We start from the raw sequence: 24567 nt of genomic DNA, 5'->3' as shown, positions 1-24567 counted from the left end.
AAATATACAATTTTACAAAATAACAACTAAAACAAGTTGCTTTAGCGCACAATTTAACGGATATTTGCAAAATTAAACTCGGTATACATTTACACTAAATATAGACTTATGTCAAATCTTGTAAGAATTATTATCAGCAGCTTGTTATTAATTGGAACTGTCGCTTTATTTTGGATCGGCCAATGGGGATGGGGTATTTTAGGGATATTCTTAACTATACTTGGATTTGTAACGGTATTTTTCCACGAATATATGTTATTGGCTCAGTGGTTTCTGCGCAAACAGGATATGCCAAAAGCTGAAAAATGGTTAAATAAAATCACGAACTACGAGCAGCAATTAATCCCTGCTCAATATGGTTACTACAATATGTTGATCGGATTGATCGAATCACAGCGTGCCCCTATGCAAGCTGAAAAGTATTTCAAAAAAGCATTAACATTAGGTCTTCACATGGATCACAATATTGCTCTTGCAAAACTCAGTTTAGCAGGTATTGCAATGGCGAAACGCAATAAGCGTGAAGCGGAGAAATATCTACAGGAGGCTAAAAAAGCAGATAAAAATAAATTGTTGGCTGATCAAATCAAAATGATGAAAGACCAAATGGGTATGATGGATCGTCAACAAATACGTTATAGCAGATAAGGCTAACAAAAGTAAAAACGGCTGTTCAATTACAATTGAACAGCCGTTTCTATATAATGCCCTTCTTCTTCACTGTCTTCAAAGACAACGATTATTTCTTTTGGTTTTACTTTCCCCCAATTTGGAACAGTCACTTTCAGTAAAACAGGTTCATCCATCTGCATTAAATAATTAATATAATTTTGCTTATCCTGCAGTTTTACCAATATCTTGCCCAACGTGATCGTTCCAAATAAATAGGTTGTACCTTTCACATCCAAGAGTTGTGTCCCAAAAGTATTCAACTTTAATTCTCTTCCACTACGGGTATAAGATGTCAGAAATAATTCAACCGATGCCGTCTTCGATTTAGCATCAATCTGCACACTTTTTACATCGATTTGAATTTCATCAACCACTAATGGGTCTTTTTCCACTTGAGCAACCTGTGCAAAGGCATACTGCCCTACAAATAAAACCGCACAAAGGATTGCTGAATATTTTGCAATTATTTTCATTAGAATATAATTTATTTTTAACGGCAATGAAGCTAGCATGAGTATATTCACTCCCGTTTGTGAGCGGTATCATGCTGGTCTCATTTTTTTTAAATTAAAAAAGCCATGTCATATATACATAGCTTTCTATAATAAATTTTACTTGATATTAACGTAATCGATCTGCAGATTTGATTAACTTCTCATCTCGGCGAATTGCTCCTAGTGCTAAGGAAAGAAAGATAATCGAGATGGGTAACAAAAAGAAGCCTACACCGATAGTGCCTGCACCTAAAAATTGATTGACAGTGACCAAATGACCACTAGCACTTGCGTACAACCAGACCGCAAGCAAAACAATCAACACGATATCAAGCAGAATCAATTTAATTTGAGTCTTTCGATTTTTAAATTTAAATATGGTATAAATAGGCAATAGTCCCACAACTACAGTTGCAATGATTTGCAATATATACCAAAAACTAGTCTCATGTGTCGGTAAGCCCGCTGATGTACCATAAATACCTGTAACTCTAACATCTTTTCCGAGACCTACAAGGTCATTATAGTGAACATAAGGAAACAAAAATAAGCCAAACAAAATCAGTCCAGCAACGAGCAAATAAATGGTTTGAATACGTTGAATCATTTTTATATATTAAATTGATTGATGACAAACTTAGATAAATTTGATTATAAACACAATATATTTAGTTTATAATCAAAAGCAAATTTATGCGTTATGAGCTATTGTAAAGAACACCTATCAGCTTTCATACGCATTTGTAATGATTCTTTAAATCCTTCCTGATGAGCGCCCCCCATGATCTTTTTACCTGCAGTCATTTTGATCTATTGGTAAGAAATTAGCAATTAGAATAACAAAATGAACCCTTATCATAAGAACTCCTCATAATAACAATTAAATTGAACTTTTGATTTGCTTATTTTTACTTTTGTGCTATGTTATATATTTATGGCGCTACAGCACACGCTAAAGTTGCTGTCGAAACAGCCGAGGAACTACATATCGGTATTTCAGGTCTTATTGATAAATCATTGCTAATAGCATCTGTTTTTGATTATCCGGTTAATCTTCATCATGAGGTAAAAAGTTATGATGAACAGTTTTTCATTGCGGTTTATGATCCGGGGTTACGTCAACGCATTGTTTTAGAAAATCCTAGTTGGGAATACTGTTCTCTTCTTCATCCCCAAGCTCATATTTCAAAAAGAGCGGACATCGGCAGGGGTACGATTATCTTACCAGGAGCATCGATAGCACCTGATGTGCAAATCGGTAATCACTGCATCATCAGCAGTAATGCTGTCATTGCCAGTAATACGATTATTGAAGATTTTGTGAATATTGGTCCCAATAGTACTATCGGTAGCCATGTATTGATCGGACGGGGATCTGAGATTACGGCCAATATCCATATACCAGCAGAAGAAACTATCGCTAAAGACAGCTGCATTGAAAAAGCATGATCTGTGCACTAATTTTAAACAATAATTCTAAATAAAATTGCTCCCAGCTATTGGATGATATTAAAAAGATCTATCCATGAGCACATGTTTACGAGTAATTGACAAGTTCAATCTTCAAGCAAAAAGAATATTCATAAGCCCATCTCACATTTGAAGATGGGCTTATGAATGCTTTAAATACCTGCAGAATGGAACTGCAGGTCGTATAATTTCTTATAGTAACCATCGATATTGAGTAGTTCATGATGTGTCCCCACCTCCATGATCTCCCCTTTTTCCAATACGATAATTTTGTTTGCTCTTTGAATGGTGGACAATCGATGTGCAATCACTATAGCTGTTCTCCCTACCATCAAATTGTCGATGGCATGTTGGATAAGCTCTTCTGTTTCTGTATCAACAGAAGATGTAGCTTCATCGAGTACCAAAATACGAGGATCATGAACCAAAGCTCTAATAAATGAAATCAATTGGGCTTGCCCTGATGACAGGGTGGCTCCTCTTTCTTGAACCTGATAATCATATCCGCCGGGCAAACGCATGATAAAATCGTGCGCGCCTACCTGTTTAGCAGCTGCAATAATGGATTCTCGCGTGATATGCTCATCGTGCAGATCTATATTGTGCAAGATGGAATCCGAAAATAAAAATACATCCTGAAGTACAGTTGCTATCGTTTTTCTAAGAAAATTTAATTCATATTCCCGAATATCAACACCATCCAATAAGATCTGTCCTTTATTGATTTCGTAAAAACGGCTTAAAATATTAATGGTCGATGATTTTCCTGCCCCCGTCGCACCGACTAAAGCTAATGTTTCACCTGGAGCAACTTTAAAACTAACATCTCTCAATACCCAGTTTTCATCATTGTAAGCAAACCATACATTTTTAAATTCGATTTCTCCATGAATATGATTGGGTTCTAATGTTCCTGAATTAGGAGTATGTTCATCGGTATCCAATACTTCAAATATACGTTCAGCACTCACCATTCCCATTTGTAAGGTATTAAATTTATCGATCAATTCTCGGATAGGGCGAAAGATCATATTAATATACATGATAAATGCAACGACAACTCCTGGAGAGATCACATCTCCTAAAATCTGTTTAGCTCCAAACCAGACCAACAAACCTAATGAAATGGCCATGATAATCTCTAAAACAGGGAAAAATATAGAAAAATACCAATTTGCACGGATATGAGCATTGCGGTGGTGACCATTGATCTCTTTAAATTTATCCATCTCCTGTTCTTCACGCGCAAAGTATTTGATAATACCCATACCTGAGATATGTTCCTGCAAAAAGGTATTCAAGTTTGAAACCCATTTACGAACATCTTGAAAAGCAGATTTCATCGCCTCCTTAAAAATATAAGTTGCGGCGACCATAAGCGGCATAGGTACCAATACAATTAATGTTAGTTTCCAGTCCGTATAAAACATGACCCCTAGAATAACGATGAGCTGCAATAAATCGCCAATAATTTGGATCAAGCCCTCAGAAAAGATATTTGATATAGTCTCTAAATCTGAAATGGTACGTGTGATCAATTTCCCTAAAGGTGTCTGATCAAAATATTTTAAACGAAGTTTTGTAATATGATTAAACACTTCAATTCGAATATCCCGAATCACAGATTGCCCCAAGGTATTGGTCATTAAAGTATGATAATACCGTACGAGTGTCTGTACAATTAACAATACGATCATCAAGATGAACATCAAACTCAATCCTGCTGTATTAAATTGTAATATGTATTTATCCAATGTATACTGGATCAGCATGGGTAATGCTGGAGCGACAGCTGCCAGTAAAATCGTCAATACTACGGATATCCAAAAAACACCACCATAAGGCTTCATATATTTGACCATCCGACGCAACAAATTTACGTCATAAGTTTTTCCTACTATTTTCTCTTGACTCACTTTTTCTAATTTACAGGGTAAGGATAGGCCACTTCAGTCAAATATAAGCCATGAGCTGGAACTGATGTTCCTGCCATTGATCGATTCTGACTCGCGATGACTTCTTCCATAAATGAAATTGGTTTACCTTTTATTCCGATCTCCAACAATGTTCCGACTACAGCACGTACCATATTACGCAAGAATCGATCCGCGGTAATATGAAAAACAAGTTTTCCTTCGTCCTCCCAGATCCATTGCGCTCTTGATATGGTACATATATTGGTAAATACTTGTGTATTCGATTTGCTAAAACAACTGAAATCCTTTTTTCCTAACAAAAATTCCGCAGCTTTGTTCATTTTTTCAACATCGGGAATATCCCTTAGAAATGAAGAGTATTCATATCTAAAAGGATCTTTCTCAAAGTGAAGATGGTACTCATAAGAACGGCGTATCGCATCAAAACGTGCATGTGCATCTTCATGTATCGGAACGACGGATTTAACGGAAATATCATGAGGCAAAAGTCCATTTAACGCATATAAAAAACGCTCTGGATTGGCCAATATTCCTGTCGCATCTGCATCAAAATGAACGAATAACTGTTTTGCATGAACACCAGCATCTGTTCTTCCCGCTCCAATCGTTTCCGTCGGCACACGCAATAAAATAGCTAATGCATCATTCAATCTTTCTTGAACAGAAACGGCGTTGTTTTGAACCTGCCATCCATGGTAATTCTTTCCAAAATAAGCTACCTCGATAAAAAATCTACTTTTCTTCATTTTCAATGACAAAGGTATGAATTAGCAAGAAGATACAAGAATCCAACGGATACAGAACTGTCTGAATAAATTCATAAAAATAAGGTTAGCTTACAATTTAGAATAAATTAGAGAAGCACTAGATCCTAGTTTTAAAAAGATTAAAAAAAATTGTAACGTTTGCAAATTCTGGTTACTTACTGCATGTACATTAAATTATAACAATTTTAAACTAAAAAAATATGAATACATTAAACATCATCCGGTCGGTCAAATCGAAAATGAAAATTGAATTTTTAGCACAGGTGCTGGGCATGCTCCTTCTTGCTTTTTTACCCACCTATTTTGGATTTACCAAGCAGCTTGCTCTTGTCTACTATTTCTTTTATACCATCATGCTGATCTTTGCCATCTATTATCTCTGTAAGTTTTATTCCTTTTATAAAAAGGCAGAGAACATCAATTCCGAAAATATACAAGATGCAAACTGGTTTTACCATGAACTACGTATCGAATTAGCTCATTACAAAAGCTTTCATTATATCACAACTTTTATTGCATCTGGTTTTGGCATTGTTTATTGTTACTTCAATAAAATAACCCTCATATCCCTTATCAATAAAATAGAAATATTGATACCAAGTCAAATCAATTTAATCATCATGAGCTTGACAACTGTATTCATCTTATTTGTTCTAGCAGAATCAGCAGTAAGCTGGTCTTTTAGAAAGGAATTAAAAGATCTAAAATCTATTTTAGGGTTATAGATGTATGGCAATTAGGTCTAGACGTATAAGAAGTACATCGGAGTTATTAAAATCAGATTGGGTATCCAATATATACTGGATACCCAATCTGATTTTAATAATATAACAACAAATCTAGGTTATGCTAATGCTTTTTGTGCAATATATACTTTCTTCAAAGCAACAGGGATACCTTTGTATAAGTTATTCCACTCTACTGCCGTGCATCTTCTTTTCATCCCATCAAATGATCTCACAAACAAGTTTTCAATGATAAATTTCACGTATTCATTTCCGCGTTTATGCAACCACCCCATCACTTTGATTCGATCTCCAATCTTTTGTATTTGCCCATTTGTAAGTAAAAGTTTCAAGAAATTCACAGCTGCCTGAAGAATACCTGCGAAGTTTTCCCGACTAGACAATTGACGTATTTCGTCATGTATTTCTTTATAATAAGCAGTTATATAATCCGTTGCTTTATTCTCATTAATTGTATCCATATTATTTTTTCTATTTGCCTTGATTTAGTTATTAAGTTTTAACAAAGGTTCTTCCATCAAAAACGATAAAACATATCTCATATTGACTCGTACCCTTATTTTTTACGATTTTTTCTCCAATATATTATACTCATTTATTTTTTCTAAGATTGATTGATCAAAATCATACCAAATCCACGGCATTATTCTCGTTTTCTCTATCATTCTTTTGCCAACTTATTTGCCACTACTACGAATAACGTGCCATCAGCACAAAAACAATGAAAACAGACATTAAAACAACAATTTCATTACAATTCAAGCCAAACTACGGACACAATTGTCAATCAAAATGATAGGGTTTTATCAAAATGATCAGTAACACATCCGCTATAAAAACTTATATATAACTGAAATTGGAAAATCAAAAGGTTGGATTTATAGAATCGAATGAAGAATTGTTATTGGGCAAAAAAACTACATATATAAAAGGGCTTGTACAATTATGTTTGTACAAGCCCTTTGCAATAGTTGCGTTGATAATAGACATTTTGTCTGAAATGTCTTATTATCGCTTAGTTATTTGGTCAATATTACCTTTTATTGTTATGCACTGATGACCTATTTTTTTACTACAGTCAACACTGCTTTGCTATTCCCTTGGCTCAGATCTACCGTTAGGATATAACTTTCACCTACAGTAAGTGATTTACCAGCAACAATGCCGAGGTTACCCGAATCTCGACCATTTGTTCCAGTGCCAATAAATATTAAATCACTTTCAGTACTGATCGTTGTTGCTCCAAACTCACCTCCCCAATTTTTTTGGTGGAAAAACTTAAAGTTGATATTGTCTTTATGAATAGACTCACCTGCTTTAACCGTAATTTGATACTTTTTATTACCTATAGGTACTAAACATAAGGCCTTATCCGTATTCCACCCGACTTGATTAGCTGCAATATTTGGTTTACCAATACCCTCGCCAATAATCCAAATGGCTCCTGTACCATCTGCTTTTAAAGTCGCTAAGTTTGCTCCATCCATCGCTTCTACAACAAAATATTTCATTTTAAAATCTGCTGTCACACGGTATTTACCATTGATACCATTGAAATTGATTGTTCCATCTGATTTTTGAGTAAAATAATCGGGATCAATCCACCAATCTTTGAGGTCTTCAATCCCATCTATCGTTACTTTTTCTCCATTTTTCAATTCCAGTTCTGCTTTGAAATGATCATCGTCAATACGGCTATACACAGTTCCATTAATAGCATATGCTATAATAAAAGGTGATGCTGCATAAGTCAAGGTGTTAAACTTGATACTATATACACCTGAAGTTGAGTTAGAAAATGGAATTTCTGTAATAGAACCAAAGTCTACCGCATTATTTACCCATCCAAAATTCATTTCATTTCCTTGTGCTCCTACCTTAGGGGCATGAATATATCCCTTTACAGAAAATGGAAAACTTTCTGTCGCAGCATATTCATTTGGCCCTACTTTTTCCATTTTATACGATTTAGATTCAGTTACTAAATTCAAGTAAGGAAAATCAGGTCTAGTCAACTCAATTTCATACGCTTGCTCAGTCGTTTTTTGACTTATATTCTGCAAGACAAATTTCAATGTCGCCTTTCCGTTTGGAATATTCTTATAGAAGGGTATCAAAATCTTTCCGCTATATTCCCCGTTCTCTTTTGTGCGAATAATAGTTTCAGAGACTTTATCATCGGTAAAAAACAGTTGTACTTTTACTGTTGACAATGCTATTTCTTGATCCGATGCGTGGAGTTTAAATACTAAACTATCTCCAAAATGAGCCGATGAAACATCGGATTTCAGTTCGATTTTAGGTTCTCCTATTTGATACACATATTTTTCATCCTTTTTACAGGAATACAAAGCTGCTAGTGCAGCCGTACCCAACAGGAAATTTAAAATAAGTCTTTTCATAATGTCATATTTTAATTAGCCCAACGATAAGAAACCACCGATTTAGCGGGAACTTCGTAGCTAAAGTGATTTTTTGTATCATTTATGGTGATTTTTCTATTCTCATTAGCATCATTTAGCAATACTAGGGCATAAGAACCATCTATATTTTTAAATGCCGTATAGATCAGTCCTTCCGCCGTGTAACCGCTTGCTCCAATGCGCACCGCTCCAGATTTTACGACCGCTGAAAGATGCCCCACAATGTAATAATGAGAATTGCGTGTAATCTTTTTAAAGTTAGATTTACTGATATCTACTGCACCATAACAGGTTTGACAACCTCCGTCGCGATTCGGGCCTTTATCATTATCCAACATCAGATTCCAAACAATGACTGCTCTACTCCAATTATTAACAGTTCCTAAAGCGACCTCACGCATATCTTCCATCAGTCTCTTTTCAAGATTACGGCCTTCATTCCATTCACCAATAGATGTTTCAGTAAATACCAATTCTTTATCTGGACGTTGATTATGGATATCCAATAACTCCGCTTTATCACCACCATAATTATGAAATGCTGCACCAGCAATAAAGGAAGCTGCTCCGGCATCATTATAAATTTTTACTGGATAATCGTTTTGATCTGCGATATTATCATAATTATAATTATGATCAAAGGCATAGATTTTTGTATCTAAAGAAGCAGCCTTCAACTGTGGACCTAAGGCTTGTTTAATAAAAGCCTGTTGCTCTTGCCAAGTCATATACATAGAAGCCGAATTTCCACGATTTAAAGGTTCATTTTGAACTGTAATCGAAGAAACATGGATTCCTTCTTTTTTCATGGCCTGCAGCCACTGTACAAAATACCATCCATAATCTTGGTAATATTTAGGATTTAACTGACCGCTTGTCCAAGAATCGAAAGGTTTTAAATCTGTTAGATTGTTCACTTTCATCCATTTTGGTGCAGTCCAAGGAGATCCCATAATTTTGATCGATGGGTTGATGGCAAGTATTTCTTTCAATACCGGCAGAACATATTGTTTCTCTTCTGACTGCAAAGCAAAGTTTTCCTTACCTTCTTTATCCCAACAGGTATACTCACTGAGAGAGAAATCCGAACATCCAATAGCAATGCGAATGTAGTTCATTCCCATACCTTTGTCATCGGAGAAAGTTTCTGTTAAAAATTTTGTCCGATCTTCTTGAGTCATCTTCATCAGATTGTAACAAGTAGATCCCGTTATTGCTGCACCAAAACCATCCATAGTCTGAAACTTTTGAGTAGGATCTAAGGTGATCGTATTGGGCGACATATTAAATTTTGTACTGAAATCTATAAACCCTTTACTAAAATCTTGCGAACGGGTATTTGTTGTCGTATATATGGTGATATCGCCATTATCTTTTATCGAATCTATAGCAGAAGGTGTATAGCTGTCTCGGTTACATGATGTTGCCGTCATTAAACAGGACAACAAGAGTGTATATATCATAGTATTATTATTTTTACGTTTCATAAAGTTTTAAATTAATTAGTATCCTAGATTTTGTACCAAATTTGGATTCTGATCGATCTTGGCTTGTGGTATAGGCAAGCGGTATGAATACTGATTAAATGGATAGACTTGAGACTTACGTCCTGAATCTTTAGCATATACAGCATTCATCACAGACTCTACCTTATCCAATCGAACTAAGTCAAACCAACGCTGTCCTTCAAATGCCAATTCCAGTCGGCGTTCTTTCAATAATGCTTCCAACATACGATCTTTGCCTGCTCGTGTAGCATTATCTAATTTTGGAAGTTTTACTCTTTCACGGACACGATCAATAATTTCAGCAGCAGCAGTCAAATTTGGACTGGCCTGCATAATCAATGCTTCGGCTTTTAGTAATAATAAATCAGCATATCTTAATTTAACCATACTGCTCATTGAAGATCGCAGTTTGAACATAAATGGATAATGCGAAGCTGGATAATAATTACTCCATTTGGCTACATAATAGACGATGGATTGATTCATTCGAATTTGATCACCATCATTTTCATAAGTTTGAATCAAATCTCGAGATGGGGTGACCCACTTAGCCCATGTAAAGCTATTTTCATAATTTGCCAGATCACGACCAAACATCCATGTCGCCCAATTACCTGCTCCAGGCATAAATTGTGCTTCTAATATGGATTCGCGTGTATTGCGCTGTGCCAGGTCAGTGTTGCCAGCATTCATCGCATATATATCAGCATAATTGGTATTCAAGTCAAAGCCATCAGCTGTTAGTGCATCTACATATTGGATTACTTTGGCATAATCACGAATCGGTTTTTCAGCATATACTTTTGCTAACATGGCTTTGGCTACAGATTTTGTAAACCGTGTTTTATCAGTTGCAGATCCATTAGGCGCATCCGCCAATGCTTCCACTAAATCCTTTTCGATCTGACGATATGCTTCTTCTTCGGTGCTTTGGAACGGAAAATATTGTGGATATACCTCTTCAATATTTTCAGCTGTAATATCTGCAGCTTGCGTCGTGATGACCGGAATAGATCCAAAAATACGTACCATATCAAACATCGCTAATGCACGGAAGATTTTAGCTTGTGCTTTGTATGATTTAATATCCGAATCACTTACGGATTTATCTGCTACACTATCGATATTAATAATTAATCGGTTAGCACGAGCGATATCTTCTAAATAACGACCCCAATCCCGATCGATAACGGAGTTAGATCCTTCAATGGAATTATTCTCAAAGGGTAAAACCTCAGCCCCTGTTGTTCCTGCATAGGCATTGTCGGCATGTGATTCGGAGATGAGTAATAAATCTACATACCAATGTTCTTGTCTGTCGCGCATCTGTTGATAAATTCCCGTTAAGAAATTATCCACTTCACTCTTGTTCTTAAAAACAATCTGAGTTCCTGATTCGGTCTTTCCTTGAGTATCATCCGAATAACCATCTAATGGATCTCTATTTAAAGAACAAGAAGAGGCTAGAAGAGATATGATAAGCAATTTGAAAAATAATTTTATAGCTATTGTTTTCATGATTATTCCATTAAAATTCTACGTTTACCCCAACTACAAATGATCTACTTTGCGGATAAGTTCCCCAATCTATACCCTGTACACGTCCAGAGTTTCCATACTGGTTGACTTCAGGGTCCATACCTGAATATTTCGTCCAGGTCAACAAATTGCTCGCAGATAAATAAGGTTGTATTTTTTGAATACCCATTCTTTTCAATCGTTCTGGAGCGATAGCATAACCCAATGAGATATTTTTCAATCTCAAATAACTTCCATCTTCCACAAAATAAGTCGAGTTTTTCATATCAAATCCCGCCTTAGGTACATGGGTTATCTGTCCTGGCACACGCCAACGGTCTAATACCACTGTAGATTGATTACGGCCATCATACATGCCCTCAGTTTCCATACGGCTTGCATTAAAGATATCATTGCCATAAGTTCCTTGAATAAATATGCTGAGATCAAAGTTTTTCCAAGAGAAACTATTGGTCATACCGTAAGTAAATTTGGGATTTGGATCACCAATATATGTTCTATCAGAAGATGATATTTTTTGGTCTCCATTCAAATCACGATACATCAACTGACCGGTCTCTGGGTTCACACCATCACTGATATAACCAAAGAAACCTCCTAATGCACGTCCAGGTTCATTTCGAACAGCATAATCATGCACATTGTCATTGGTCATCGCGTCATTATAAAGCTGACTTAGCACCAGTTTATCGAGACGATTTTTATTGAATGATATATTAAAGTCAGTGTTCCATGTCAATTCACCTACTAAATTTTTTGATCCTAGCGCAATTTCAAGACCTTTATTCGTCATCTCTCCTTCATTACGTTTGATCACACTTGCTGCTGCCGATCCTGCTGGAAGAGAAACTTCCATCAACATATTCGTTGTTTTTTTATGGTAATAATCTAACGTCAAGGTTACTCTATTTTGAAAAGCTGCGACGTCCACTCCTATATTTGCTTGTGTTGTGGTTTCCCAAGTTAAATCTTTCGCTCTTAACGTATTGGGCTGTGTAATATTGGGCACAGCATGTTCTTGACCTACCTTAAACCATTCTATTCTTTCTATTCCGTTGAAAGCTAAGTAAGAATAATCGCCCAGACCCGATTGATTACCTGTTTGTCCCCATCCACCTCTTATCTTTAAGTCATCAATCCATTCCACATCTTTTAAGAAATCTTCTGATGAAAGTCTCCATGCTGCAGAAACAGAAGGGAAATAACCCCAACGATCATTTGGATTTAATTTGGAAGAACCATCTGCACGCATGTTTGCTGTCAACAGATATTTACCATCGTAATTGTACATGGCCCTTGCGAAATAGGACATGATCCCCCAATTGGAAGCGCCAGATCCTGTACCATTCCAAGAAATCATGTTTGCTGCATTCAATGTTTGTATCAAACCGTTTGCATAGTGCGATCCATTGATATAGCTATTGGTATATTTTGAATCTGTCCAGGAAGAACCAGCCATAGCTTCGATATGGTGCTTTCCAAATCTTTTGTTATAGGTCAACACATTATCCCATGTCAATACCGTATTCATATTACGGATATCTGATGCTTCACCATATTGATTTCTCCCCCACGTCGTTGTCAACGGATCTAAAAAAGTAGTCAATAAACCATTTCTACGATCTAAAGTAAAGGAAGATTTAAAATTCAAATTGGGATCAAAGGTGATCAAGGCACTTCCCGATGCTAATATTCTATTTTCGCGATTGTTGTTATATTTTGTTCTCGCTAGATTTTCAATAGGGCTCGTGATATTATTGATTCCATAGAAATTATTATAGTAACGCTCCGGATCCGTTGGATCCCATATTGGTGCATAAGTTGGTGTTGTAATCACAGCAGTCACCACTCCTCCTCGATTAGAACCTAAACCGGATGTAATACCATTATCATTGTAATCAGAATAGGTAACATTGGCATTAACTTTTAACCATTTACGGACTTGATTGTCAATATTAGCTTTAAAATTATAACGTTTAAAAAACGAACCTTTTAATGTTCCTTTGTCATCTGTGAATCCTCCAGAAAGATAATATCTTAATTTCTCCGTACCATCTGAAATCGTCAATTGATAGTTTTGTTGGATACCCGTTTTATAGGTTTCTTTAAACCAATCGGTTTGATCTGTCAATCCAACAGGAAGATTGACCATACCAATTTCATTTTGAAGATCTCGATATTGTTCCGTATTCAACACATTCACGGTATTGTTCACGATATTGGATGTCAATTGCGCTCCAAATGTAATTTTTCCTTCGCCAACTTTACCAGTTTTAGTCGTGATCAGAACGACGCCATTGGCAGCTCTTGATCCATAAATAGCGGCAGAAGATGCATCTTTGAGAATTTGAATATCGGTCACATCATTGGGTGATAGGAATTTGATGTTATCCACAGGTACACCATCGACTACATACAACGGATCATTACTTCCATTAAAAGAAGTTGTTCCACGTACACGGATATTCATCTGACCTCCTGGTGCACCATTCGGTTGCATCACGGCTACACCCGCTGCTTTCCCTTGGATCGCTTGCCCCACATTGACGATCGGTCTTTTTTCAAGATCTTTGGTTGATACCGATGAGATAGCAGTAGTGACATCTTTTCGTTTGACAGAGCCATATCCAATCACTACGACGTCGTCTAACACATTGGTCGATGCACTTAACTGTACGGTAAGATTACTGGTATTTGCTAGTACCTCTTTGCTGTCATAACCGACATAGGTCACTAAAAGGGTCGTTCCTGCTGGAACCGAAATTTGAAAGCGTCCATCTTCTTGGGAAGATACGCCATTTGTTGTTCCTTTTTGAACAATCGTCACTCCACCTAATGGTTTCTGATCTTGAGCGTCAATGACACGCCCACTGATCTGCAATCTATCCTGAGCAAAAGATGGACCCATCATCGCAAAGAAACAAATTAGCCACATAAAAAGAGTTGCTTTCTTAGTAAAGAAAATCATAAGTATTTATAAAATGGTTTCTAGAATTAGTTTGAGAACTACTCAAATAGCCATAGAGTTCCCCCGCTCTGTGGCTCAAACAAAGCTACTAGAACCCCAATCGGAATAAAAGGGTGCAATCTTAAAAAGTACTGGATTATTTTTTTAAATAATTATAAATGAGGATTTTGCAAAAATATATATAAGTCAAAAAGTACTTAATTGATCGTTAAGAACGATCAATTACGCCTATCTGGCGGACAAAATCTTCAAAATCATCGCGATTTCCGATCGCTTTATTGCGAACTTTGGTTCGGTAGTTATACACCGTTCGCAACGAGTATCGTAAAAAACTGGCAATCTTTACACTGTCCGTAATACCTAGTCGGATCAATGCAAAAATACGAAGTTCGGTATTTAAAAACTCACCCTTCTTCGGTAGAATTTGCTCTTCTGGGGCGAGGAGTTTATTGAAGTCTAATACAAATGAAGGATAAAGATTTAAGAAAATACGATCAAAATTAATATACAACTGCTGTACTTCCCGCTCGACCATCTGTGTGGATTTCAATTGATCTTTGATCGCATCCCAGTGTTGCGCACTTGCTTTTTTAAGAAGCGCTTTACGGATGTCTTCCATTTTGTCAATATAATTGGAGCAGAGATCAAAAAATTGGGCTATATACTCCTCTTTTATATGATTCGATTCGGAAAGTTGACTATTTTTATGATTGATCTCATCGTTCAACTTTCGTAAATTGGTATTGGTCACCGATAGCTCCTCTCTTGTTTGCCGCAATCGCTGTACTTGCCTAAAGATAAATATCAAACCAATAATCAAAATCACCGATAAAAAACTAATGACAAAAAGCATCATTTGCAATTGCTTATTTTGGGTATTAATTTTTTTCTGATAAGCGGCATTGATAATCGGATAAAAAGAGGTACCCTCAACGATACGATAACGAACATTACAACCCATGGCATCATCAATTGCTTTTTCAATAAATTTGAATGCATGATCAAAATCCCGTAATTCATAATAAGTCAAAGCCAAGTCTTGTAAAGAAGCATTATCTCGATTAGCAATTTCAATATCAGCAATCGCTGAGCGAGCAAAATAATAGCGTTGAGCCACAATATTCTTTTCTTGCTTATAGATCAATCCCATGAAATAGGCTATAAGTGCCCTTTGTTCTAAATTTTCTTCATGATCTACCCACATGGACTTAAATAATGCCTTCGCCTCATCTCGCTTTCCCTGAAATAGGGTTTTAATGGCAATTGTACTTTTATATTCAGAAGATGTTGGATTAAGAACCATGAGGAGAGAATCCCGATAGCGTTCACTTGCCTGATAATATTTATCATGATTATTGCTTTGTCCATAATGACTGTAAAAGGCACTGTAAATTTCATAATATTTGGGTAACAGTGCCTGAGGTAAAGTCTGAGACTGCAATTGGGCCAACACCTGAGCTGCCTCGATATAACGGCCTATTGAAGAATAGATCCAAGCTAGATCCAGATTAATCACAACTGCTAAGGAATCTGATTTGTTCAAAGCCAATTTCCTGCAAAGCATGATATAATGGAGAGCCGAATCAGATTGAAATTTTTTGTAACTTTTAAATATTTCGTAGTTTTTGTTCAGATATAAATTTTTATCATGTTGGATCATGACCGCTTCCTTTTTAAGTCTGGCGATTTGATCTTCTTTCTTTTTCACATAAAGTTCTTGATTTTCCATGACATACTCCAATTTGCGATAGACACTTGTACTATCACTCAAATCTTGGGCAATACCCGTAAAAACAAAAAAATAAAGTAAAAAAAGAACTGCTAAGCGTTTAGTCATTATTTAAATCCCCCCGTGATTGCCGATAAATATATCATATTTTACCTTAAATTCACAAAAATGGGGTAGACAAAAAATTGCCTACCCCATTTTTACAGTGCCATCCATTTGATGCCATTGTGTGTATCAGTATACCAACTCCTAGTACAATTTTGATCTGGAGATGATGAACAATGATTACATTACTTTAATTCTATTTTACTAAAGGAATAAGGAGCATCTTCATCCTTTATTCCTCTTTTTTTATTGGGCTGATCAGACATATCAAATTGTATTTTCGCCCCCTTTATCAGTTCCTCATACCTAAAAAAGTTTTTAGTATACGATTTTCCATTGATCTTGACTTGATTGACATATACATTTCCTTTGTCTTGATTGGTGGCATCAATTGTCAATACTTTCCCATTCTGCAATTTTAACTTAACGGATTGAAATTGTGGCGACCCCAGTACATATTCTCCCGATCCTGGTGCTACGGGATAAAAACCTAACGCTGAAAAAACGTACCATGCAGATGTCTGTCCATTATCCTCATCACCGCAGTAACCATCTGGAGTAGGCAGATAAAGCTTATCCATTATTTTTCGGACCCAATATTGTGCTTTCCAAGGTTCAGCAGCATAATTATATAGATAAGGCATATGCTGAATCGGTTGGTTGCCATGCGCATACTGTCCCATATTCATGATCTGCATTTCACGCATTTCATGAATCATGCTTCTACTTTTCATACCTTCATAACTTGGGATCACAAATACGGTATCTAACATCGCATTAAATGATTGTTTACCTCCCATCAGATCAATCAGTCCTTGAGGATCATGAAATACGCAAAAGCTCCAATGCCAAGCATTTCCCTCGGTATATTCTTTTGACCAAGCGCTTGGATCAAAAGGTGCAATAAAAGTACCATCGGATTTTTTACCTCGCATCAATTTTGTCTCGGCATCATAAATATTTTTATAATTCATGGCACGCTTTGCATAGATGTCTATTTCAGATGCTGGTTTGCCCAATGCTTTACCAAATTGATAGATACTCCAATCGTTGTATGCATACTCCAGTGTTCTTGCCACATTTTGATCGATATTTTTATCGACGGGAATAAAACCCATTTGATTATAGACCTCATGACCAAACCTTCCGGTTGCCGAAATTTTAGGATGCGCATGATGTGCTCCGTGCACGACGGCATCCCATAATAAATGGGCATCGTACCCTTTTCTCCCTGTCACAAAAGCATCAGCAACGATTGAAGCAGAATTATTACCGATCATCGATTCGCGATGTCCTGGTGAAGCCCACTCCGGTAGAAATCCACTTTCCTTATAGGCGTTTACCAAACCCGCTTGCATCCGATCATTCATCTCGGGATACACTAAATTTAACAGAGGAAACAAGCTTCTGAATGTATCCCAAAACCCCGTGTCGGTAAACATCTCACCAGGAAGTACCTGACCATTATAAGGGCTATAGTGCACGCGGTTGCCTTGACGGTCTATCTCAGAAAAATCACGTGGAAATAAAGTCGAACGGTATAAACAGGAATAAAAAGTTTTTAAACGATCTATATCTGGATCTGTGACCTCAATACGTCCTAAGACCTCATTCCATTTGGCTTTTCCTGCGGTTGCAATTTCATCAAATGTTTTACCATTTACTTCTTTTAGATTGAGTTCTGCCTGTTCAAAACTGATAAATGATGATGCTACTCGAGCTAAAACTTGTTCGCCTCTTTTTAAATTTTTAAATCCGATGATGGCTCCGGCGTGATTGTCCTCTAATTCCAATACATTACTTTTGATCGCACCACTTTTGACCGCAGCTTTAAAATCAAAAGCACGATCAAAAACGATTACAAAATAATTTTTAAAATTTTCTGGTACACCACCACTATTACGAGTATTATATCCTATAATTTTATTTTCCTCTGGAATTATTTTTACATAAGATCCTTTATCAAAAGCATCGACAACGATATTTGCTTCTGCTGTCTTAGGAAATGTAAAACGAAATATCGCTCCGCGTTGCGATGGCGTCAACTCTGTCGTTACATCCCAATCCGCTAAATAAACGCTGTATAAATAAGGTTTCACGATTTCTGCTTTATGTGAAAACCAGCTTGCACGTTTCTCTTGATCAAAGACAGGTTCACCTGTTGTCGGCATGATTGAAAATTGTCCATAATCATTATTCCATGGACTTGGCTGATGGGTTTGTTTAAAACCTTTAATTTTATCGGCGGTATAAGTATATACCCAACCATCGCCCATATTACCGGTCTGAGGCGTCCAAAAATTCATTCCCCAGGGCACAGCAATAGCCGGGTAGGTGTTGCCATTGGATAATTCGTACTTGGACTGGGTACCGATCAATGGGTTGACATAATCAACTGGACTAAGAGATTGTGCTCCACTTACACAGATGGAGAACATGAAAACAAGCGATCCTACAATTTTTTTTAAATTCATTATGTTGTTTTTCTTTTCGATCAAATAGACAAAGGTCATGCTTTAATCTTTAAAAATAGTTTTTTCTAAATTTACACATCTTCACGTTAACTCCTAAATAAGCTCCGATTATTATTAAAAAAAAGATAGTTGAGATGCTCCGCAATAAATAAATCAAGGTCCTAAAAGGACCTTGATTCGATTACAAACAAACATTACCAACCTGCATTCTGAACTAACTTTTCATTCTTCAATACTTCGTTATTTGGAATTGGGAATAAATAATCCCGTTTTTTAAATATCCTAGTTTCAATAAGTGTCCGTTTAAAGAAGTCATTACCGTCTGCATTGAGATTCATTCCATACACAGCAGTACTAGCCGTATTTTCAGCAATCTTCCAACGGCGTGCATCAAAATAACGGACATTTTCAAAAGCTAATTCTACCTGACGTTCTTTTCGAATAGCGTCACGCATCGCTACCTGCCCCACAGGAATGGCAACATCTCCTTCACCGTATCCAGGTACGCCCGCACGTTTGCGGATCAGATTTACATATTTTAAAATATCTGCATGTCCAGGTGAAGATTCATTGAGCGCCTCTGCATAATTCAGATATATATTTGCTAATCTTAACAATAGCGCTCCTCTGCTGTTACCATTAGATCCTACATTCTTTCTCACCGTGTAACCTGTAGGTGTAACATCGGATGTACTTTGTGATCTTCCTGAATTACCACTATAGTTGAACAAAGAAATGACTGGAGCACTACTATTAGCTTGGTTCAACCAATAGCTTCCACTGTAAGTGATCCCGACATAAAAACGTGGTTCGCGATTGACATACATCCTGTATGTGGTACGCTCTGCCGGATCATATGGAGCCTTATAGTTGACAAATCCCTCTTCCGAATACGTTGATTTAGGATCAGAAATAGGCAATCCATTTTTCATAAAATAAGCATCGACGATGAATTGAGTTGCTCCGAGTGCACCACCACCTTGAGCTGCCGACGGAAAACCAACATGTTTTGGTGTACGATCATACTGCGTATTATTTCCACTGTTCGATCGGGCAAATATCCATTCCCGATTCCAATCTGTCGTCATCACATTACGGCAGGATAAATATGCTGCAACAAAAGGGTCCGCATTGGTTTCCTGATAGAGATCATAATAGTTTGGTACAAATTCATCTATAAATTCTTTAGAAGCTGTTGCTGCTACTTGCCACTTTTGTCGGTCCTCAGTTGGACTGTATAATGCTGTTCCATCTGAATTTTTAATTGCTGCAAAATCGGCGTTACCATTATATAATGGGCTTGCTTTTAATAACAATGCCTCAGATTTATACGCTTTCACGACACCTTTTGTGATTCTTCCATATTCATTGTTACTCGGTACAAAAGGTAATTCTTGGTAAGATTCATCCAGCTCGGTTACAATATAATCGATACAGGCATCAAACGGACTTCTTGCCAGTTTAAGATCTGCTAAGGGTGCGTTGATATCCAGTATTTGCTCCCCAATAAGTGGGACAGCCCCATAGGTTTTCACCAGATAATAGTAATACAGTGCACGAAGTGCACGTGCTTCAGCTTTGTAAGTCGATTTCATGACTGAAGTCACCTCAACAGGATTTGCATTATCGATATTTTGAATAAAATAAGATGCATTGCGAATACCCTCATAGTAGCTGTTCCAAAATCCTGCGACAACACCATCGGTATTGCTCCATACACTCGAAGTCATATTGTTGGCATAATTGAAATCCCAGGTATATTTCGCTTCATCAGAAGCCGCGGTCCAAGGGCCTGCATTGCCCGAATTCGTAAATCGCTGTACCAACTCATTGGGAATGACACTGTAGATGTTGGCGAGAAACTTATCCGTATTTGTTTTGGATTTAAAAATATCCTCTACCGTAATGACATCATCAGGTACTTGATCCAAGTAATTTTTACAGCTATTGAAAGATGTCAAAGCTAAAGCTGCAATTAACACCCAGCTATATTTATATATTTTCATTTTTGTAAGATTAAAAGTTAAAATGTGGCCTGTACGCCCATTGATATGGTCCGCACATTTGGATATCGAGTTCCATTTCCTGTGTTCAATTCAGGATCCCATAGCTTAAATTTACTCCAATAAAGTAGATTTACGCCTTGTATATAGATCCTTGCATTTTTCATATTTATCTTCTGCAAAAAGTCCTTTTTAAAATTATAGCCGATATCCATCGTTTTTAAACGTAGGAAATCCACATCTTTCACCCACCATGTAGAAGCAGCAGAATTGTTCTTGTTTGCGGCATTACCATAAGCTAAACGCGGATAGAATGGATTTTCCAAAGGATTTTCTTCTGTCCAGCGATCTTCAGCAATGGTATAGAGATTACTTCTCTCTGCTCCAGTGCTGTTATTGAAAGGAATAATACCATCACCACCAATAAGGCGCTCAGCTCCCGAAGTACCTTGAAAAAATGCACCAAAGTAAAACTGTTTATAGGAAACGTTGACACCAAAACCAAAGACAGCATTAGGCACATCACCATGTCCTATCCAGCTGACATCATTGGCATCTACCAATCCGTCACCATTTAGATCTTTGTACCGAATATCACCGACACGTTGTGCTCCTAAAGCACTTTGATCAGCATGATTTTGGATCTCTTCTAACGATTGAAACAAACCATCTGCTTGATATCCATATATGCCCAACACGTTGTTGCCCCTTCTTTCCATATAGGGGAATGGTTGCTTCGGTTGATCATTTTCAAGAATCTTGTCTTTGTTATAAGTAAAGGTAGCACGCATATCTACATGGACATTTCCAACAGGAAAAGGTGCTAATTCAAGAGTTCCGTCTATCCCTTTGTTTTCAATAATTCCTAAATTTGCCCAAGGATTATTGGTCAATCCTACATAGTCAGGAAGTGAAGCTCTCTGTAAAAATACTCCTGTTCTTTTTTCTTTAAAAAAGTCAACTGTTAATGATAATTTACTCTTTAATGTTTTGATTTCAAGACCTAGATTTTGTTTATGGGACTCAGCCCATTGCACATTGGTACCGTAATCTGAAATCGCAGTTCCACCATAGCCCGTATTATTGGTACCGTTACCAAAAGTATATCCTCCGGCACCGGTATTCACTAAGGTCAGGTAACCGAAGCGACGGGTTCCTCCATTACTACCATCTCCAACTTTACCGTCAGAATAGCGCAATTTCAAAAAGTTAATCCCATTTTTTACCGGTTCAAAAAATTTCTCATTAGACACTACCCAGCCGACACCAAAGGAAGGGAAAAATCCAAACTTCATTCCTGGTGCAAAATTCTCCGACCCATTGTAACCAAAATTACCTTCAACAAAGTACTTATCGTCATAAGAGTAGGTCAAACGACCTGCCGTACCCATATTACGAAAAGGTAGCGAGGATGTCACATTATCCGCAAAAGCTTCCACGATCTCCCTTTGGTTATATAATAACATCGCCGATATCTGATGCTTGTCTGCAATCACGGTATTATAATTCAATGCCGCCTCGGTGTAAAATTGTCTATTGGAATTATTTGATTTTGAAAATGCAAGATCATCGGCCCCTTGTGAAATAATATTCAAAATTGGATTTCCCTGATCATCGTATGGGAATAAGCGATTGATTAAATAAGTACTCCTATTTCGGGTCCGATTGATGGTATGTTCGTTCCAGATATCAAAGGAGTATAATGCTGAAAAATTCAATCCTTTTAACCAAAATGAAAGGTCTTGTGTCAATCGAGCATTTGTCATTATTTGATTACTGAAAATATTTTGGTAACCCGTTTGCGTTATTTGACCATACGGATTAGGTTGCGCTCCTGCTGAACTCACTCCTGGAACAAAATTTCCTGGATACATAGCAGGATACAACACTGGATTTGTTTGCATCACGTTGCCAAAAGCTTCTTCGGGTCTCACGCCTGGATAATTGATGTTACCGATATTACCTTGCGTCCCCAATTCGAATTTGGTTGTTGACGTCCAGTTCATGGAGATATTAGAAGTAAAATTATACCTCTTATATCGTGTGGTAGCATCATATTTTTGCAGATCATCTGTCCTGAGCAAACTCGACTCATCATAATATGCTCCAGACACATAATAACTTGCAAATTCAGATCCTCCTCGAGCACTAAAATTTGCACGACGGTTGCTTGCCGAATTTTTAAAGAGTTGATCCATCCAATTGACATTGGGATATAGGTAAGGATCGTTGCCAAGAATAGTATTGTTGATATAATTATTGGAATATTCTTTTTGCATACCTGTCGCTATTCGAGCCTCATTGCGCAAGAGCATATACGTCACCCCGTCCGTCAGTTCGGGTCTTTTTGTAAACGATGTAAAGCCTTGATTATAATTAAACATCAAAGCAGGTTTGCCCGTTATACCTTTTTTGGTACTGATTAAAATTACACCATTGGCTCCTGCAACACCGTATACCGCTGTCGCTGATGCATCTTTCAAGATCGTCAACGAGGAGATATCCTCTGGATCTAGCCCATTGATATCACGACCTTGTACCCCATCGACCACGACCAAAGGTCCTGTATTTCCGGACATACTTGAAATACCGCGGATCCATAGATCAGCACCGTCTGCACCTGGAAGACCAGAACGCTGTACTCCAACAAGTCCGGAGATACGTCCTGCCAGCATGGTGCTCAGATTGGCTACCGGTAATTTCAGGTCTTCAACATTCACACTGGATTGGGCTCCCACAACAGAAATTTTCTTTTGCTGCCCATAACCTACAACAACGACTTCATTAATACCGTTATTTATGGCTTTCAAAATAATATTTAAATTGATGGCATTATTGATTGCAACACGATAAGGTTCATATCCCACATTGGTGACGGTCAAGGAATCTCCTCGGCTGGCAAGGATCTCGAATTGCCCATTTTCTTTTGTTGCTGCAGAATTTTTCGTCATTAAATTGGTGACAGTTACTCCTGAAAGATTTACATTCATCTCATCACGCACAACTCCTTTTACGAGAACTTGTCCTGCCTGTTGCGCAACAGCTTCATTGCCCCAAAAACTATTGCAAAAAGCGACAAGAACGATTATTGTTCCGATTATTTTTTTCATCATCTGGTAGGTTAATTATTGATTAGCACTTTTTTGAGGATCGGAGATCAACCGCCACTCGGCCAATTGAAACAAGCCTGTTCCACCTGCAATAGCCTTAATATTCAGTTTGTAAAACTTATATTTTGTTGTATTAGAGATGTCAAAGCGAACTTTAAAATTACGATCGGGAAAAGCATATCCTGTTTTGCTCTCCAATGTTGTCCAATTTTCGCTATCATTGGAAGCAACGAGGTCCCAATCTTTTGGATCTCTTCCTGAAGCATCATTTGCAGAAGCTAATACATAAGAAGTGACCGCAATCCCACCAGGGAAAGTTAATTGTAGAAATAGATCATTTACATAGGGATTAATTAAAAATTTGGTTGAATAGTCATCATCGACAACTTTTGGAGAACCTTCACCTGCAGTCACACCATTACTATTTTCATGGTTAACAGTCAATTTACCATAAATGGTAATATCCATTTCTGGTTCATTTTCCGCAGGTAATAATTCATAGCTCTTGACCTCAGTTTTCTGGCAAGCACTAAAAGACAACAGTATGCTAACAAGAAGCAACAATCGCCTAGATTTGGTTAGTTTGTTCATAATAGGCTTTATTAGATATACTAAAACGGAT

At 37.1% G+C, this 24567-nt stretch carries 17 protein-coding genes; 3 read left to right on the top strand and 14 right to left on the bottom strand.

Annotated elements, in window-relative coordinates; all coding sequences use genetic code 11:
* Positions 1–108: 108 nt before the first annotated feature.
* On the top strand, positions 109–648 hold the full coding sequence (locus C8N37_RS06270; RefSeq protein ID WP_108158111.1) for a tetratricopeptide repeat protein: 540 nt from the start codon (positions 109–111) through the stop codon (positions 646–648).
* 29 nt (positions 649–677) lie between these two features.
* On the opposite strand, the gene C8N37_RS06265 is transcribed toward C8N37_RS06270, so the two are convergent.
* On the bottom strand, positions 678–1145 hold the full coding sequence (locus C8N37_RS06265) for a hypothetical protein (RefSeq protein WP_244914354.1): 468 nt from the start codon (positions 1143–1145) through the stop codon (positions 678–680).
* A 148-nt stretch (positions 1146–1293) separates the two neighbouring features.
* The gene (locus C8N37_RS06260) at positions 1294–1773 is read right to left on the bottom strand and encodes a DUF4293 domain-containing protein (RefSeq protein ID WP_108158110.1); all 480 of its coding nucleotides are present in this window, start codon (positions 1771–1773) and stop codon (positions 1294–1296) included.
* A 314-nt stretch (positions 1774–2087) separates the two neighbouring features.
* Here C8N37_RS06260 and C8N37_RS06255 point away from each other — a divergent pair, with 314 nt between their 5' ends.
* Positions 2088–2615 carry an LbetaH domain-containing protein gene (locus C8N37_RS06255; RefSeq protein ID WP_108158109.1) on the top strand — a complete coding sequence of 176 codons (528 nt, stop codon included), beginning with the start codon at positions 2088–2090 and terminating at the stop codon, positions 2613–2615.
* Between the two features lie 173 nt (positions 2616–2788).
* Here C8N37_RS06255 and C8N37_RS06250 read toward each other — a convergent pair whose 3' ends face one another.
* Positions 2789–4552 (bottom strand): ABC transporter ATP-binding protein, encoded by a 1764-nt coding sequence (locus C8N37_RS06250; RefSeq protein ID WP_108158108.1) that lies wholly within the window; start codon positions 4550–4552, stop codon positions 2789–2791.
* Positions 4553–4557: 5 nt separating this feature from the next.
* Entirely contained in the window at positions 4558–5319 is a 762-nt protein-coding gene (gene truA / locus C8N37_RS06245; protein WP_186812809.1) for a tRNA pseudouridine(38-40) synthase TruA, read from the bottom strand.
* Positions 5320–5540: 221 nt separating this feature from the next.
* On the opposite strand from truA, the gene C8N37_RS06240 reads away from it, so the two are divergent.
* Positions 5541–6065 carry a hypothetical protein gene (locus C8N37_RS06240; RefSeq protein ID WP_108158106.1) on the top strand — a complete coding sequence of 175 codons (525 nt, stop codon included), beginning with the start codon at positions 5541–5543 and terminating at the stop codon, positions 6063–6065.
* Positions 6066–6184: 119 nt separating this feature from the next.
* On the opposite strand, the gene C8N37_RS06235 is transcribed toward C8N37_RS06240, so the two are convergent.
* From C8N37_RS06235 to C8N37_RS06190, 10 genes are all read right to left on the bottom strand, one after another.
* Complete coding sequence (locus C8N37_RS06235) at positions 6185–6547, bottom strand: DUF7674 family protein (RefSeq protein WP_108158105.1); 363 nt, start codon at positions 6545–6547, stop codon at positions 6185–6187.
* A 600-nt stretch (positions 6548–7147) separates the two neighbouring features.
* On the bottom strand, positions 7148–8488 hold the full coding sequence (locus C8N37_RS06230; protein WP_108158104.1) for a DUF5125 domain-containing protein: 1341 nt from the start codon (positions 8486–8488) through the stop codon (positions 7148–7150).
* 11 nt (positions 8489–8499) lie between these two features.
* A complete protein-coding gene (locus C8N37_RS06225; RefSeq protein ID WP_228115812.1) occupies positions 8500–9972 on the bottom strand; it encodes a glycoside hydrolase family 30 protein in 1473 nt (490 codons plus the stop codon).
* Positions 9973–10011: 39 nt separating this feature from the next.
* Complete coding sequence (locus C8N37_RS06220) at positions 10012–11535, bottom strand: RagB/SusD family nutrient uptake outer membrane protein (RefSeq protein ID WP_108158102.1); 1524 nt, start codon at positions 11533–11535, stop codon at positions 10012–10014.
* Positions 11536–11545: 10 nt separating this feature from the next.
* Positions 11546–14491 carry a SusC/RagA family TonB-linked outer membrane protein gene (locus tag C8N37_RS06215; protein WP_244914353.1) on the bottom strand — a complete coding sequence of 982 codons (2946 nt, stop codon included), beginning with the start codon at positions 14489–14491 and terminating at the stop codon, positions 11546–11548.
* A 241-nt stretch (positions 14492–14732) separates the two neighbouring features.
* Positions 14733–16361 carry a DUF6377 domain-containing protein gene (locus C8N37_RS06210; RefSeq protein ID WP_108158100.1) on the bottom strand — a complete coding sequence of 543 codons (1629 nt, stop codon included), beginning with the start codon at positions 16359–16361 and terminating at the stop codon, positions 14733–14735.
* 182 nt (positions 16362–16543) lie between these two features.
* Positions 16544–18832 (bottom strand): GH92 family glycosyl hydrolase, encoded by a 2289-nt coding sequence (locus C8N37_RS06205; protein ID WP_108158420.1) that lies wholly within the window; start codon positions 18830–18832, stop codon positions 16544–16546.
* Between the two features lie 194 nt (positions 18833–19026).
* Positions 19027–20838 (bottom strand): RagB/SusD family nutrient uptake outer membrane protein, encoded by a 1812-nt coding sequence (locus C8N37_RS06200; RefSeq protein WP_244914352.1) that lies wholly within the window; start codon positions 20836–20838, stop codon positions 19027–19029.
* 17 nt (positions 20839–20855) lie between these two features.
* On the bottom strand, positions 20856–23948 hold the full coding sequence (locus tag C8N37_RS06195) for a SusC/RagA family TonB-linked outer membrane protein (RefSeq protein WP_108158099.1): 3093 nt from the start codon (positions 23946–23948) through the stop codon (positions 20856–20858).
* Between the two features lie 12 nt (positions 23949–23960).
* Positions 23961–24536 carry a discoidin domain-containing protein gene (locus C8N37_RS06190; RefSeq protein WP_108158098.1) on the bottom strand — a complete coding sequence of 192 codons (576 nt, stop codon included), beginning with the start codon at positions 24534–24536 and terminating at the stop codon, positions 23961–23963.
* Positions 24537–24567 lie beyond the last annotated feature (31 nt).

This window comes from Sphingobacterium faecium, assembly GCF_003054045.1.
Lineage (GTDB): Bacteria > Bacteroidota > Bacteroidia > Sphingobacteriales > Sphingobacteriaceae > Sphingobacterium > Sphingobacterium faecium.
The sequence above is the reverse complement of the archived record's forward strand: the minus strand, read 5'-3'. Positions and strand labels throughout refer to the sequence as shown.